This is a genomic window from Pontibacillus salicampi, assembly GCF_042434395.1.
GTDB classification, from domain to species: domain Bacteria; phylum Bacillota; class Bacilli; order Bacillales; family BH030062; genus Pontibacillus; species Pontibacillus salicampi.
In genome coordinates this window covers 130,141-145,586 of record NZ_JBHLTP010000008.1, presented here as the reverse complement: position 1 = coordinate 145,586, position 15,446 = coordinate 130,141, and the positions used below count along the sequence as shown (strand labels likewise).

General features: G+C 39.9%; 15 protein-coding genes and 1 other annotated feature. Of the genes, 4 read left to right on the top strand and 11 right to left on the bottom strand.

What is annotated here, in order from left to right:
* Nucleotides 1-577: 577 nt before the first annotated feature.
* From ACFFGV_RS10315 to ACFFGV_RS10280, 8 genes are all read right to left on the bottom strand, one after another.
* Nucleotides 578-913, bottom strand: coding sequence for a rhodanese-like domain-containing protein (locus ACFFGV_RS10315; RefSeq protein WP_377347434.1), 336 nt, complete (start codon nucleotides 911-913; stop codon nucleotides 578-580).
* 332 nt (nucleotides 914-1,245) lie between these two features.
* Nucleotides 1,246-3,663, bottom strand: a complete 2,418-nt coding sequence (gene leuS, locus ACFFGV_RS10310; RefSeq protein WP_377347432.1) for a leucine--tRNA ligase — start codon at nucleotides 3,661-3,663, stop codon at nucleotides 1,246-1,248.
* A 119-nt stretch (nucleotides 3,664-3,782) separates the two neighbouring features.
* Nucleotides 3,783-3,997, bottom strand: a binding site (T-box leader).
* A 68-nt stretch (nucleotides 3,998-4,065) separates the two neighbouring features.
* Nucleotides 4,066-5,016 (bottom strand): ABC transporter permease, encoded by a 951-nt coding sequence (locus ACFFGV_RS10305; RefSeq protein WP_377347430.1) that lies wholly within the window; start codon nucleotides 5,014-5,016, stop codon nucleotides 4,066-4,068.
* Nucleotides 5,009-5,923 carry an ABC transporter ATP-binding protein gene (locus ACFFGV_RS10300; RefSeq protein ID WP_377347428.1) on the bottom strand — a complete coding sequence of 305 codons (915 nt, stop codon included), beginning with the start codon at nucleotides 5,921-5,923 and terminating at the stop codon, nucleotides 5,009-5,011. The genes ACFFGV_RS10305 and ACFFGV_RS10300 overlap by 8 nt, the downstream gene beginning before the upstream one ends.
* On the bottom strand, nucleotides 5,892-6,617 hold the full coding sequence (locus ACFFGV_RS10295) for an ABC transporter ATP-binding protein (protein WP_377347425.1): 726 nt from the start codon (nucleotides 6,615-6,617) through the stop codon (nucleotides 5,892-5,894). Before ACFFGV_RS10295 ends, ACFFGV_RS10300 begins: the two co-directional genes overlap by 32 nt.
* Nucleotides 6,614-6,988, bottom strand: a complete 375-nt coding sequence (locus tag ACFFGV_RS10290) for a GntR family transcriptional regulator (protein WP_377347423.1) — start codon at nucleotides 6,986-6,988, stop codon at nucleotides 6,614-6,616. Before ACFFGV_RS10290 ends, ACFFGV_RS10295 begins: the two co-directional genes overlap by 4 nt.
* A gap of 6 nt (nucleotides 6,989-6,994) precedes the next feature.
* Nucleotides 6,995-7,777, bottom strand: a complete 783-nt coding sequence (locus ACFFGV_RS10285; RefSeq protein ID WP_377347421.1) for a hypothetical protein — start codon at nucleotides 7,775-7,777, stop codon at nucleotides 6,995-6,997.
* A 269-nt stretch (nucleotides 7,778-8,046) separates the two neighbouring features.
* Entirely contained in the window at nucleotides 8,047-8,319 is a 273-nt protein-coding gene (locus tag ACFFGV_RS10280; protein ID WP_377347419.1) for a DUF2524 family protein, read from the bottom strand.
* Nucleotides 8,320-8,457: 138 nt separating this feature from the next.
* Between ACFFGV_RS10280 and mnmL the strand changes: the two genes are divergently transcribed.
* On the top strand, nucleotides 8,458-9,411 hold the full coding sequence (gene mnmL, locus ACFFGV_RS10275; RefSeq protein WP_377347417.1) for a tRNA modification radical SAM protein MnmL/YtqA: 954 nt from the start codon (nucleotides 8,458-8,460) through the stop codon (nucleotides 9,409-9,411).
* A 1-nt stretch (nucleotide 9,412) separates the two neighbouring features.
* The gene (gene mnmM, locus ACFFGV_RS10270; RefSeq protein WP_377347415.1) at nucleotides 9,413-9,976 is read left to right on the top strand and encodes a tRNA 5-(aminomethyl)-2-thiouridylate-methyltransferase MnmM; all 564 of its coding nucleotides are present in this window, start codon (nucleotides 9,413-9,415) and stop codon (nucleotides 9,974-9,976) included.
* A gap of 15 nt (nucleotides 9,977-9,991) precedes the next feature.
* Here the strand turns inward: mnmM and tbcS are convergent, their stop codons facing one another.
* Together tbcS and ACFFGV_RS10260 are read right to left on the bottom strand one after the other, a co-directional pair.
* On the bottom strand, nucleotides 9,992-11,059 hold the full coding sequence (gene tbcS, locus ACFFGV_RS10265) for a tetraprenyl-beta-curcumene synthase (protein ID WP_377347412.1): 1,068 nt from the start codon (nucleotides 11,057-11,059) through the stop codon (nucleotides 9,992-9,994).
* A 15-nt stretch (nucleotides 11,060-11,074) separates the two neighbouring features.
* Nucleotides 11,075-11,869, bottom strand: coding sequence for an alpha/beta hydrolase (locus tag ACFFGV_RS10260; RefSeq protein WP_377347410.1), 795 nt, complete (start codon nucleotides 11,867-11,869; stop codon nucleotides 11,075-11,077).
* Nucleotides 11,870-11,940: 71 nt separating this feature from the next.
* On the opposite strand from ACFFGV_RS10260, the gene ACFFGV_RS10255 reads away from it, so the two are divergent.
* The gene (locus ACFFGV_RS10255; protein ID WP_377347408.1) at nucleotides 11,941-12,465 is read left to right on the top strand and encodes a gamma carbonic anhydrase; all 525 of its coding nucleotides are present in this window, start codon (nucleotides 11,941-11,943) and stop codon (nucleotides 12,463-12,465) included.
* Between the two features lie 65 nt (nucleotides 12,466-12,530).
* Nucleotides 12,531-13,421, top strand: coding sequence for a C39 family peptidase (locus ACFFGV_RS10250; protein ID WP_377347406.1), 891 nt, complete (start codon nucleotides 12,531-12,533; stop codon nucleotides 13,419-13,421).
* Here ACFFGV_RS10250 and asnB read toward each other — a convergent pair.
* The gene (asnB, locus tag ACFFGV_RS10245) at nucleotides 13,414-15,321 is read right to left on the bottom strand and encodes an asparagine synthase (glutamine-hydrolyzing) (RefSeq protein ID WP_377347403.1); all 1,908 of its coding nucleotides are present in this window, start codon (nucleotides 15,319-15,321) and stop codon (nucleotides 13,414-13,416) included. The two genes, ACFFGV_RS10250 and asnB, sit on opposite strands and share 8 nt — an antisense overlap.
* Nucleotides 15,322-15,446: the final 125 nt, after the last annotated feature.

Genomic DNA, 15,446 nt, shown 5'->3' with positions numbered 1-15,446 from the left:
TTCGTCCTGAGCCAGGATCAAACTCTCCATAAGAGTTCGCCTAACATCATGTGAACATGATTACTGGCTAATGTTAAAAATTAACAGGTTGTTTACAAGTTGTTTTGTTCAGTTTTCAAAGATCAATATGTCACTTATCGACACTGACTAAAGTATATCACCAGATTTAACGTAAAGTCAACAATTTATTAATAGTAATTTAATAGAATTAATCTCTTGTTAACATTTCTTGTCGATAGGCGGCTATCTGTGCGACAGCAATAACTATATTAATACATGTTCATGTATTGAGTCAATACTAATTATACATTTTCCTAAAAACTATTTCATGCCTCTAATACTACCTATTGTTCTATGATGATTCCTTTTCATTTGGATTTTTAAACTACCAATCATTTATAACCGTCTGAGGAGGCTCAATTGCAAGTATGAAAGTTCCTAATGTCGCTACATCGTATAGCAATGGTGAATGAACCCGCTTCGGGTAGGGACGCACGAAAGCAGAGCTATTTCCGATGACTCAACTTGCCTTATATAAAAGAAAAAACCGCTACTCGTAGTGAATAGCAGGTTCTAGCTAGCTTTGAAAATAGTAAATAGAGCGATTTTGTTTTTTTCGTAGCATTTTAGCAGCGATTCTTGCTCCGCGCATGTCATCGCTAATTAGTACAATGTCTTTCGTACAGTCGAATTTATCTTTTAAAACGCGTGGCAGATAAGAGAGAGGTATATTTTCAGCACTTGGGAAAGGACTGTTATGTGCCGATACATAGTCTCTAACATCAATCACACAATATTTATCTTCAGATATTAGATTCTGATCAATTTTCTTCATATACATATGAGGTAAAGATACATTTCTAATAAACCAGACCAATATTAGAACGAAGATGGTTATTGCTATTACTTCCATAGATTCACACTCCTATTACGGTTCATTATGGGATAGGAATACATGACATAAGTGTTAATTTACTTACAATATGAGGTATTGTATGAAGTAGCATAATATTTGACTTTATTTATCTTTATTTTTTAATAATTGGGTATCGCACCTCCTAATTTTATACGATTTTTTTACACAGTCAATACATACGCTTAAGGGTATTTATCCCTATGAGAATACTTTGTTTTAAAGAGATACATAACAGAAACCACACTCATTTCATAGCAAATAGCAGATTCTTATAAATACCATAAAAAACCCCCAGTTAGACGTAATTACTAACCGGGGGCTATACATTGTTAATTTGCTACAATATTAACTAACTTGCCAGGAACAGCGATGACTTTCCTTACCGTTTTACCTTCTATCCATTCTTGAATCGTTTCATCCTCAAGAGCAAGTTTCTCTAACTCTTCTTTATTAATATCCTTTGGTACATTCATCTTCGCTCTTACCTTCCCCATAACTTGAAGAACTACTTCAACTTCATCATCCTGCAGTTTAGCTTCATCGAACATTGGCCATGCCTGATAACTAATCGTTCCTTCATGCCCAAAGATACTCCAAATTTCTTCTGCTAGGTGTGGGGCTACTGGGGCTATTAATTTCACAAAGCCTTCCGCATATTCCTTTGGAATCTTGTCAACCTTATACGCTTCATTAATAAATACCATCATCTGTGAAATTCCCGTATTAAATCGAAGTTCTTCAAAGTTTTCGGTTACCTTTTTCACTGTTTCATGATAGGTTCTTTCTAACGTAGAGTCATCTGATGCCTCTACGATTTTAGAAGATGGAAGGGTTTCATCTTCTGTCATTAATCTCCATACTCGATCTAAGAAACGTCTTGCTCCATCCAAACCGTTCGTTGACCAGGCAACCGCGGCGTCTAAAGGCCCCATAAACATTTCGTATAATCGCAAGGTGTCTGCACCGTGAGTACGGACAATTTCGTCCGGATTCACAACATTGCCTTTCGATTTACTCATTTTCTCATTGTTCTCGCCTAGTATCATACCCTGATTATATAGTTTCTGGAACGGTTCTTTCGTCGGTACTACTCCAATATCATATAATACCTTATGCCAGAAGCGCGCATATAACAGGTGTAGCACTGCATGTTCTGCACCGCCGATATAAATATCTACAGGGAGCCATTTAGCCAGCTTATCCTTGTCAGCTAGAATTTGATCATTATGAGGATCTACATACCGTAAATAATACCAGCAGCTTCCTGCCCATTGCGGCATTGTATTCGTTTCACGGCGACCTTTCATACCTGTCTCTGGATCTACAACATTTACCCAATCTTCAATATTTGCAAGTGGTGATTCACCTGTGCCAGATGGTTTTATCTCACTTGTTTTTGGAAGCTCCAACGGTAAGTCCTCTTCTTTTACAGGTGTCATTGTCCCATCTTCCCAATGAATAATCGGGATTGGCTCTCCCCAATAACGTTGACGGCTAAATAGCCAATCTCTGAGACGGTAGGTCGTTTTCCGGGTTCCTTTTCCAGTCTCTTCAAGCCAGTCTATTGCCTTTTCAATTGCTTCATCTTTCTCTAGTCCATTTAAAAAGCCAGAATTTATATGCTTTCCATCCTCTGTGTAGGCTTCCGCTTCGACATGGCCGCCTTCTACAACCTCTCGAATTGGTAAGTCAAAGGTACGAGCAAATTCATAATCACGCTCATCGTGAGCTGGAACAGCCATTATGGCTCCACTGCCATAAGACATTAATACATAATCAGCAATCCATATAGGTAGCTTTTCATCATTGACAGGGTTAATAGCATACGCTCCTGTAAACACTCCTGTTTTTCCTTTTGCTAAATCTGTACGCTCTAGGTCACTCTTTTTCTCCGCCTCTTGTAGATAGGCCTCGATAGCACTCTGTTGATCTGGCGTAACAATCTCCTTAACGTAGGGATGCTCTGGTGCAAGAACTGCATAGGTCGCTCCAAACAATGTATCTGGCCTAGTTGTGAACACAGTCAAACCTTTATCTGTATTGGCAATATCGAAATGCACTTCTGCCCCTTCAGACTTCCCAATCCAATTGCGTTGCATGTCTTTAATGCTTTCTGGCCAATCCAATTCCTCTAAGTCCTCTAATAAACGGTCTGCATATTCTGTAATTTTTAACATCCATTGCTTCATTGGTTTTCTAATGACAGGATGACCGCCGCGCTCACTAACTCCGTCTATAACCTCTTCATTAGCCAAGACTGTTCCAAGTGCTGGACACCAATTAACAGGCACTTCATCAATATAAGCGAGACCTTGCTCGTATAGCTTTACAAAGATCCACTGGGTCCATTTATAGTAACTAGGATCAGTAGTATTCACCTCTCTGTCCCAATCATAGGAAAATCCTAAAGATTGAATCTGACGTCGGAAATTATCCACATTTTGCTTTGTGAAAGCCTCCGGATCGTTACCAGTATCGAGTGCGTATTGCTCTGCAGGTAAACCAAAAGCATCCCAGCCCATAGGATGTAATACTTCGAACCCTTGCATCCGCTTCGTTCTAGATAAGATATCTGTTGCAGTGTATCCTTCTGGGTGACCTACGTGTAAGCCAGCTCCGGAAGGATAAGGGAACATATCAAGAGCATAAAACTTATCCTTATTACTGTGTGTATTGGTTTGGAAAATTTTATTGTCCTGCCAAAATTGCTGCCATTTCTGTTCAATAGATTGATGATTATATGCCATCAACTTTACCTCCTTAGATATCCATGCCTGTTTCCTTCTATGCTTGTTATTCTTGTAAGCAATTGCGATCGACTACTACCATTCAAATGGATACAAAAAAACCCCCCATCCCTAAATAAAATAGGGACGAGAGGCTTCTTCCACCCGCGGTACCACCCAAATTAGTGCAACTACACTCACTTAGTTCCTTAACGCGGATTGACGGCAAACCTTACTATTATTTCAGGTTCGCAACTCAAAGGTGAGTTCATAAAGGGCAAGGACAGCTTTCACCAACCGCTGTCTCTCTATTACTCTTACTCCCTTATTACTAATCCTTCATCATCGTTTTTCGGCACGTCTTTTGTACTATCTAATGTATATGAAAGGAAAAGCCTTTGTCAAGTATGCCTTCCCCCCCACTTATACAGCTATATCCCGTTTGGTAAAGGATAGATAACTTATCAAATAAAAAGCAATAACATATGCTCCTACAATTCCAAGTGATAACAGGGGACCAATATCTGTAAATGGAACATTTATAGATAAATAGCTTGAAAACCCAGTATGACCAAATAAGACATATTTATACCAATCAAACTGATATAACATGGTCATTGCAGTAGAAGAGGTGAAAAGTAAGAACATCGTTATGCCAATTGCCATTGCATTAGAGCGAATTAATGTAGCAATAAAGAAGGAGATAGTAGTGTATGCAATAACTCCTACAAAACTATACACGTACCACTTAGCAATACCCCAAAACGGAGAGACGCTGCTTACCTCCCCATTAATCATCATATAGGAACTAGTGCCTTCGTAAGGGAAATAGACAATCGAGGCAATCATAGAAACAAACAGCATACCTATAGCAAATACGATAGTTGCTCCAATAACGGTCAAATATTTGCTCAATAAAATTTTCCCTCTTGATACAGGTCTGATGGCTAGCAGTTTAATCGTACCGTTAGTATATTCGGATGATACTATACTAGCTCCCATAATTACACCAAATAATATAATAAGACTGCTCACCGATTTCAGGCTGTCTACTGACCACCAGAAGGAGCCTTGCTCGACTGTTTTATTGTTATCAGCTAGCTGCTGTTTGGCTATTTGTATTTGTTCCTCTGCTTTCTTATATACAAAGCTTCCTTCCTCTGCTCCTTGCTTTGCAGCTGTGTATTGTTGTATATCCTGCTGGACTGCTTGTTTCCAATTATTAGTCTCATCTGTATTATCAACCATTTGCCATTTTAGTAAACCGCCTACTGCAAAAGTTGCTACTAACAGGATAATTGCCATAGCCCATGTACTTTTGGTCCGGATTAGTTTCATCCATTCATTTCGACAGAGTGCGAATACTTTACCCAACCTGCTCCCCCCTCGTTACCTTCAAGAACTCGTCTTCTAATGTTTCTCTAGTGGATTCAATGCTATATATGTTGAAGCCTGCTTCTACCAATAGCTTATTCACTGCTGGAACCTGCTCTTGGCTGATGGTTACACTAACACCATCTGTAGTTGCTCGAACTTCTTCCTTTATATTAGTAGAAAGCAGCTGCATTGCTTGAGCAGGTTGATCTAACACAAATTTCCACTCCACTTGCTGGTCGTCCCCATGAACTTGCTTGATATCGATAAGAGTTCCTTTTTGAATAATTCCAACACGATCACACATTAGCTCAATCTCAGACAACAGGTGACTCGATACTAAAATACACACATTATCCTCTTGAGCAATTTGGCGAAGATACGTACGAAACTCCCTTATCCCAGCGGGGTCTAACCCATTGGTAGGTTCATCAAGGATAAGGAACTTGGGGCTATGAAGCAGCGCCTGACCCAACCCTAAACGCTGCCTCATTCCAAGCGAGTAGCTTTTTACTTTATCATGAATTCGATTCGTCAGCCCTACTTGGTCTATCACTTCCTGTAATCGTTTCTTCGTAATGCCTTTGTGCATTCGACTATAATGAATCAGGTTCTGGTATCCAGATAAATGCTTATATAGCTCTGGGTTTTCCACGATAGCCCCTACTTGGCTGACAGCTGTTTCAAATTGTTCCTGTAAATCTACTCCATTTATTTTCACACTGCCGGAGGTTGGTTTCATTAAACCTACCATCATTCGAATGGTAGTCGTTTTTCCTGCGCCATTTGGACCGAGGAATCCAAACACCTCTCCACCATACAAATCCAGATTAACGTTATGGATAAGCTTCTTGCCTTTAATTGTTTTACTAAGATTATCTAATTGTACGACTGCTGTTGTACTCAAGTGATCCACCTCCATAAACCTGCTCTAACCAATCTACAACACTATGCCCATTACCTCGGAGATCCTCGACTTCTTCCCTTCCAAGAATGCTGCCTTGCTTAATGGCAATTACATCATCGAGAATCGGCTCAATCTCTTTAATTTCATGAGTTGTAATAATGAGTGCTTGTTTATCTAAATCTATAAATTTGATAAGTCCTTTCACAATCGAATTCCTAACCATTGGATCTAAGCCTGAAAAAGGTTCGTCTAACAAAATATAAGGAGCATGCCTTGCTAATGTGAGAGTCATTTTCAACCTGCCTCTATTTCCTTTAGATAAATGCTTCACCTTTTGAGGATGCTCTAGATTCATAAAGGTAAGTATCTCCTCTGCTTGGCTGCGATCAAAATCCTCAAATTGAGACTCATAGAAGTCGACAGCGTCCCCGACAGTAAAGAACGAATATATTGATTCAAGCTCTGACATATAGGCTACTTTACTGCTAATGCGCCTACCAGCTCTTTCCTCGTCCACTAGCACGTTGCCGCTGCTTGGCTGCAATAGCCCTGCAATCAACTTCAAGGTTGTTGACTTACCGCTGCCATTCTCCCCCACTATGCCAGTTATCTTTCCGGCTTCAAACGTTATCGAAACATCTTTAAGAGCTGTTTTATTTATATACTTCTTCGTCACCTGTTGTAAGGCAATCATTGTTCATCCCCCTTTGTAGAAAAGCTTTGTAATCCTTCTAGCATTTCGTCTAATGAGAACCCAAGATCCTTCATATCCTGTACAAAAGATTGAATGTAGTCTTTTTTCATTTCCTCCCGGAGCTGACCGAGGCGATTACCATCTTCTGTAACAAAGGTCCCTTGACCTCTCCTCGATTCAGCGATTTGTAATGTTTCTAACTCTTTATAGGCTCTTGACATAGTATTTGGATTCACTCCCATTTCTAACGCACATTCTCGGACAGACGGGAGCTTATCTCCCGGCTTCCGTTCTCCCCGTATAATTTCATTCGATAATTGATCTACTATTTGCAAGTAGATTGGTTTATCTCGCTGAAATTCTTGACTCATATTTCACTACACCTCTACTTTTTTATCCAGCAAATAGCTAGCTAACCAATAAAATAAAACCGTGAATATTAGTTCTACAAAAACTTCACCAATGTACCATGTTGCATCCTCTTCTGCTTCTATTTCCATCTGAAAATTGCCGATATCAAGATCAAGATTTTGAATTAAATCGATAAATCCAAATGAAACCTCACCCCAAGAAGTCATAAATTCATAAAATGGTTGGGTGGTTAGCCAATAGGTCACAAATGGAAAGGCGATGAAAATGAGAATTGTAATTAGAATACTCCACTTTCCAATATAGCTCTTCAACAATTGGCGAATAGTCCAAAGAAGGAATAAGAATATACTGAATTCCAATGATAAGGCTATAAGTTGAACATCCCCCCATAATAATAGACGAATTATCTCTCCAACCTTCCCTGTAAACAATTCAGTCCTGCTCAACACGTACACGATTAATCCGTTTATAACAGTAAGAGAAATCACCATGAAAAGCAGTCCATTTAAAGCCTTCGCTCCCATAATAGTATGAATGGACCGAGGAGAATGCAGGAATAAATGCAGCATTCTCGCTTCCTTACCTAAGCTCACTAGCATAAATCCCGGTAAATAGAAAATGTGCAGAATTAAGATAAGAAGCATCGGAATTAGTACAAAATTCTCATTAAAGGAGCTAACCCTCCAATACGTTAGTCCAATAATAACTAACTGCAATAACAACACAAAAATATGAAACGCTAATGTTAATCTCCACTCTTTCTTCCATAACCCTTTAAAACCACTCATTTTTTGTTCTACCCCCTGTAAATTGTATCTTCGTTCTAGTGTACTAGATAAATAGTACACTATGACATGTGAGGAGTCAATACTGTTTTTTAGAAATGTTGTTGTATAAGCATGTTCCATATGAGCATGTGCTGCTATTTAAGATGAGGCAGATATGGCCCATTCCCAAGACCACAATAGAACGCTCACCAAGTCGCAGCATGAAAAAAAGAGCTTGCATGTTCAGCAAGCTCTGACTTTTTGACGTTACAAGTGCTCATTACTCAACGTTATTTCAATTGTTGATGGTCTAAAATCATATCATTTAAGTATTGGGATACTTGCAAGTGCAAGCGGTGCAGCTGATCCTTTTGTTGATGGTTTGCACTATCCATTAGCTTATCAATTTGCTGCTCTAATTCTTCTAAGGCCAATTGGGCTTCCGTGTACTCCTCATTTACTTCATATCCTAGCTTGTTTGCTCGATCTAATTGTTCTCGAGCTGTTTCAAGACACTGGTTTGCTTCTGTCATCATGTTTTCTATCGATTGTCGTGTTGCCATTGTAATCACCTCATCTTTTAATGTGTTCTAGTGGCGTATTCTTATACGTATATCCTTTTGTTATTTTCTCCTTTGGATTATGTCTCTGACGTGCTACAATGCTTGTTAGACAACTCATCCGTGAAAAGGAGCTTATACATGGACAATCCGTTTCCATATTCCTTTGGACAAAAAAGGTATCATTCTTGGAACTACCATTTAAAAAATACTTTCGGTCATAAAGTTTTTAAAGTTGCGTTAGATGGCGGCTTTGACTGCCCAAATAGAGATGGTACAGTAGCGTATGGAGGATGTACTTTTTGCTCTGCTGCTGGAAGTGGAGATTTTGCTGGCGATCGTGCAGAGGACCTGGCAGTACAATTTCATAAACAAAGAGATAAAATGCATGGGAAATGGAAGGAAGGCCACTATATCGCCTATTTTCAGGCTTTTACAAACACCCATGCCCCAGTAGAAGTATTGAAAGAAAAATATGAACAGGTGCTTCAGCAGGAAGGAGTCATTGGCTTATCTATTGGAACACGTCCTGATTGTCTCCCCGATGACGTAGTGGAGTATTTAGCTGAATTAAACAAGCGTACTTACCTTTGGGTAGAGCTCGGGCTCCAAACCATTCATGAAGTAACCGCAGCAAAAATTAACCGAGCTCACAATTTCCAAACCTACGTAGAGGGAGTAGAAAAATTACGAAAGCACGGTATTCGGGTTTGTAGTCATCTAATAAACGGGTTACCTGGTGAGACATATGAGATGATGTTAGAATCGGCACGAGCTGTGAGTGAATTAGATGTGCAAGGGATTAAAATTCACTTACTTCATCTGCTGAAGGGAACACCGATGGTAAAACAATATGAGAAGGGTGAACTTTCCTTTCTTACCAAAGACAATTATATCCAGCTAGTCGTTGATCAGTTAGAAACCCTTCCACCAGAAATGATTGTGCATCGCATTACAGGAGACGGTCCCACTGATCTGTTAATCGGACCAATGTGGAGTATGAATAAATGGGACGTTCTCAACAGCATTGACGAGGAGCTTGTTAATCGGAACAGCTATCAAGGAAAACACTATATAGAAAAGGTGACAAAATAACATGCTACAACGAGTATTAGAATACGCGCATTATTTATTAGCGAGCAGCGTGGAAGAAGGAGACATGGTCGTCGATGGCACAGCTGGAAATGGTCATGATACTGTTTTTCTAAGTAAACTGGTAGGGGAAGAAGGAACCGTTCTTTCCTTCGACATACAGGAGAAGGCTATCTTAAATACGGAAGACAGAATTCATGAAGAACAACTGAAGAATGTTCACCTGATTCAGGATAGTCACGATCAATTGGTGAAATATATTCCAGATTTCCATGAAGAAATTGGCGGTGCTATTTATAATCTAGGATACCTGCCAGGCAGTGACAAAACTATAGTTACGAAGCCGGATACTACATTGGAATCCGTCAAAGAAGTATTATCCCGTCTCAAGCAAGAAGGCATGCTCGTATTGGTTGTCTATTATGGACATTCTGGTGGAGATGAGGAGAAAGAAGCTTTGCTCAAATACTTGTCCCAATTAAGTCAAAAGGAATTTAATGTACTACGGTACGGTTTCATCAATCAAGTGAATAAACCTCCATTTATTCTTGCTGTGGAGAAAAAGTAAAACCCGGGTGCCTTATTAGGCAAGCCCGGGCTTTATTTTATGATACAGCTTTGTATTCATGTAGAAAAATTTAGCCTTCATTCCACTTACATTCAGCAATTCCTTCACTACTTCATTCGCGCCTTTTATGGATTCAACTTTTCGATCCGCTAGGTATAGACCAACCAACCCTTTTTGTACCATCTGATGAAATGAGGCGTGAGGCAGGGATTGAACGTGGGCTTGTGTTTGTTCAATGAAATAACGAAACCGTTGCTTCATATGATCTTCATGATCATAATAGTTACAAAAATTTAAATCTCCTTCCACTAAATCCTCTTCCTGGTCTATAAAATAATCTAATAGGATATGTAGCCCTTGCATGTATGGAAAATATCCTTCATATATGTTCTGTATCTGTTCGTCAGTTAGAGTTTGTCCAAATCCGTAGGACACCAGACAATATATTCCCAGAGTGGAGCCTGTACAGGCCGAAAACTCATACCAGCTTAAATCATTCCACCGATTGGAATATAGAGTAAACCATTCCTTTAATCGAGGCTCTCGTTCCTCTAAAGTAACATGTTTATGTACCTGCAAATCAGAGTACAAAGCACACAATTCCTTTGTGTAAGGCTTAAGTTGATTGTAATTTGGCAGTGAACGAAGGGTATGTTGACAGGTTTGTACAAGAGATGCTAAGTACCCACCGTCGTCCTTTTCTTCTCGAAAAGCATAATAATCCTTTAGCTGTGCTTCCGGGGTTAATGCATCTTGCATAGCTTGATGCAAACATTGGAAGTCATTAGGGTCAAGGGATGTACTTCTGTCACATAAATTATCAAGATAATCTGATATGGTTTGATAAGCTACAATAAATTGAACAGCCTCTTTCCAATAATTTTGGGAGAGCAGACTATAAATGGCTCCCCCTTCACAATGAAAAGTTTTATCCTCTATAGAGTCTAGCGCCTGCTTTCTTAACTCAGCATTTGGTATTTGCTCAGCACTTGCCTCCCATGTGCTTAACACCTTATTAGTATATGGAAATATCTTTCGATAAACAGTGGACATTAAGTGAATTGGTGTACTTGGAACGGCCAAGGTAAAAGCCCCCTTCTATGTGTTCGGGATATGTAACTCTACAAACCCCTTCGCGTAATGAAAAACGTCCTTCCGCTCTGGATCATTAAAAATTTCATGATACAAGTTTGCCCATTCTTTATATGATTTTTCATTAATATTCAAGGTATCAAACCACTTTTTCGTTTGTACTTTATCTACTATTTTATCGCTTCCAGCTTGCATGACAAGAGTAGGAATGTCTGGATAGGCTTCCATTCGTTCAAAAGCCAGCCTCATCCCCTTCTCTAATTCGCTATACCACCGTACTGATACCTTCTTTAACACCAATGTATCATTCACTAATTCTCTAATAGCTTGCGTGTCTCTAGTAAGATGGTGAGGGTTGAGGCTGCCATCGACCATAGTTTTCGGTGCAAGCACATTTAGTCCCTTCGCCATTGATTTTATTGCTTTGGATGGAGGTTCTACTAGCCCGAGGCATGGAGAAGATAACACAACACCTTCAATCGGCATCACGTTATTTTCTTCTAACACACGGATTACTGCCAACCCTCCCATACTGTGCCCTAAAAGAAAAATCGGTAATCCAAATGTAGTTGCATGGCGTACCCACTCTATGATGGCATCCATATACTCTTGAAAGGAATCCACGTGTCCTTTCACACCATCTGTTTCTCCATGGGCAGGTAAATCTCCATATATACAAGTATATCCAGATTCATTCCATTGTCTAACGAGGTTTTCATATCGACCGGAGTGCTCCATAGCTCCATGTACGATTATCATAATACCTTTAGGGTTTGCTGCTAATTGTTCTTTCATCGCCATCGCTTCCTTCCCCTACTGTTTTGTGCATTTGTTATACTATTTATAACACCATATGTTACAGGAGGTTTCAAATGATATACCAATATAAAGGAATATACCCGAAAATTCATGATTCAGTCTACCTTGCAGATGATGCTGTTGTGACTGGAGATGTCACATTAGAGGAAAATGTGAGCATTTGGTTCCAAACTGTTATTCGTGGAGACGTTGCACCAGTCCATATAGGGAAAGGGACCAACATTCAAGATCAAAGTCTACTCCACCAAAGCCCAAACAAACCTTTAACCATTGAAGAGGGGGTTACTGTTGGGCATCAAGCGATGATTCATTCTGCTACAGTTAGAAAAAATGCACTGATTGGAATGGGAACAACTTTGCTTGATGGCTGTGAAGTAGGAGAAGGAGCTTTTGTTGGAGCTGGAAGTCTCGTACCTCCTAACAAAAAAATTCCAGCGAATACGCTTGCATTTGGAAGACCAGCTAAAGTAGTTCGAGAATTAACCGATGAAGATAATAAGGAGATGGAGCGTATCCGTAAAGAATATGTGGAAAAAGGGCAGTATTATAAGTCTATTCAGCGACCACAGGGCTATTAACACTGTTTTCCACGTCTAAAGTACCCTTTATAGGATAATGTAATGGCAAGGAGGTGATCTCCTCTATGGTAAACGCCTTATGGTTTGGAACCTTTATCATGAGCATCCTGTTGCTTTTGTTTTCCATATTTCAGAAGATACAGCACCCTTTCCGTAAATTATTGCGTTGGTATAGCTTGTTGTTTTTTGCGTGTACGATTGGATTAACTGCTATATCGTATGAGGAATATAAAGGGAAGCTTGCTGCCACCTTTAATCACTGGTTCTCTTTAAACTCGGAATCTGTGGCTGCTACTGGTACTATGCTAGAAGAAGGGACTTCGTTCGTCCCGTTAATTGACGAGTATATATTAAAAGAAAGTGTCCACATCCATGTACCGACAACCCATCAATACCCTGAACTGCCAAGGGGTTGTGAGGTAACGTCCCTTAGTATGCTACTCCAGCATCATGACATACAGGTGGATAAGATGACATTGGCCGATCAAATCCATAAAGACCCAACCCCTTATCAGGAGAAGGGAAACTCTGTACACTTTGGAAATCCCAATGATGGTTTTGTAGGGGACATGTATTCCTTATCCAATCCAGGCTATGGTGTATATCATGGACCTGTTGCCTCTTTAGCAGCTAAACACGTAGGCGCAGAACGGGTAAACGATTTTACAGGACAGCCCTTTTATAAAATAATAGAGGAACTTCATGAAGGCAGGCCAGTTTGGGTAATTACGAATACAACTTACAACAAATTGCCTGACCATTATTTCACCACCTGGCAAACCAAAGCAGGACCAATCGATATCACTAGGAAAGAACACTCTGTTGTCATAACAGGGTACGATGAGCAGCATATTTACTTTAATGATCCATTATCTGGACAAAATAAAAAAGCACCCATCAACGAATTTCACGCTGCCTGGGTGCAAATGGGCAAGCAAGCTATTTCCATTAAGTAATGGAAATCTTGCTTGTTGTTTTATCCTCTTCCATTAATTCTGAGAAGGAATATTTCCGTTCCACGTATATTTGATGCCAAAGCATGAACATCAGCACAGTCCATATTTTACGAGAGTAATCTCCTTTTCCTTGAACATGATCTTCAAGCAATTGAGAGATTATTTTTTTGTTTAGTAAATGGTCTGTTTCACTGTTTTGAATTAGTTCAGTTGCCCAATCATATAACTCATCCTTAAGCCAGTGACGAATTGGGACAGGGAAGCCTAGCTTCTTCCGATCTAACACATGATCAGGTACGATACCTCGTGCTGCTTTACGCAAAATGGATTTAGTAGTGCCATCTGCTATCTTCCTATCTACAGGGATTTCCCTAGCTACATTGAATACTTCCTTATCCAAGAATGGTACTCTCAGCTCCAAGGAATTCGCCATTGTCATCTTATCTGCTTTAAGAAGGATATCGCCCCTCATCCAAGTGTGAATATCAATATATTGCATCTGGTTTACTGGGTGATACGACCCTGCCTGATTATACAATGTATTGGTTATGGACTGATAGGTAGCTGACTCATGGTAATCCGCCAAGATATTACGCTTGTCTGCTTCTTCAAACATCTTAGCATTCCCAATATATCTTTCTCTCAAAGGAGTGGTTCCACGTTCCAAGAAGCTTTTTCCTCTCACACCCTCTGGCATAACAGCAGCAACTCTGGATAGCAGCCCTTTGACAGGACCTGGCATAGAATCGAACAGCTTTAATGATTCTGGTTCCCTGTAGATGTTATAACCGCCAAATAATTCGTCTGCTCCCTCTCCTGAAAGAACAACGGTTACATGTTTACGAGCCTCTCGTGCCACAAAATACAACGGCACACAGGCTGGATCCGCTAATGGATCATCCATATGCCACATAATCTTTGGTAGCTTCTCGATATATTCTTGCGGCGTGATAGTATAAGAAATGTTTTCAACGCCCACTTTATCAGCTGTTTCCTTTGCCACATCTACTTCCGAATAGCCATCCCGTTCAAATCCTACAGAAAACGTTTTGATATTAGGATTAAACTCTCTTGCCATTGAAACAATAATAGAGGAATCAATTCCACCTGATAAGAACGACCCAACTGGTACATCACTTCGCATATGAACGTTTACAGAGTCGTATAACGTATCTTGAATCTTATTAATCCATTGCTGTTCGCTACCTGCAACCTGGGTAAAGGTAGCGTGGAAATAACGATGAAATTGCATCTTTCCGTTAGGAGCTTTTACGAAATAATGCCCTGGCTCTACTTTTCGAATACCACTTGTCAAAGTCAGCGGCTCTGGAACATACTGATAGCTTAAGTAATGCTGTAATGCTTCTGTGTTTACTAGTTCATTTTCCTGAAGAAGTGTAATACTCTTTTTCTCTGAGGCAAAGTACGTTTCATCTTGCTGCTCACTATAGAATAATGGCTTAATACCGAATGGGTCTCGAGCACCGTAAAGGGTTTGCTCCTCTTTATCCCAAATTAAGATTGAGAACATACCGCGAAGATGGGCAAAGGCTTCCTCCCGTTTATCCCGAAACATTGCTGCGATAACTTCGGTGTCTGATTCCGTTTCAAACGTGTACCCCTTCTTCTGCAGAGACTCTCTTAATTCTACATAGTTATAAACTTCACCATTAAACACCATCCAATACCGTTCATCTTCATAGCTCAACGGTTGATGGCCGCTTTCAATATCTATGATACTTAATCGGCGGAACCCAAAGGATATGTACTCATCATGGAAATACCCCTCATCATCTGGACCGCGGTGAGTGATTATGTCATTTCTTCGTTTAAAATTCTGCTTTTCCTGCTCATCAAGAGGAGAAGGCAGATGTCTCATTACACCTATAAAACCACACATAAAAAAAGTCCTCACTTTCCTTCACTTTGCTGTTTCAGTTTACCATAAAAAGAATATCTTTACTAGAATCCCCAATAGGCAGAACACGCATGCCAGCGGGATGTTTCCTATACGGAAGACACTGT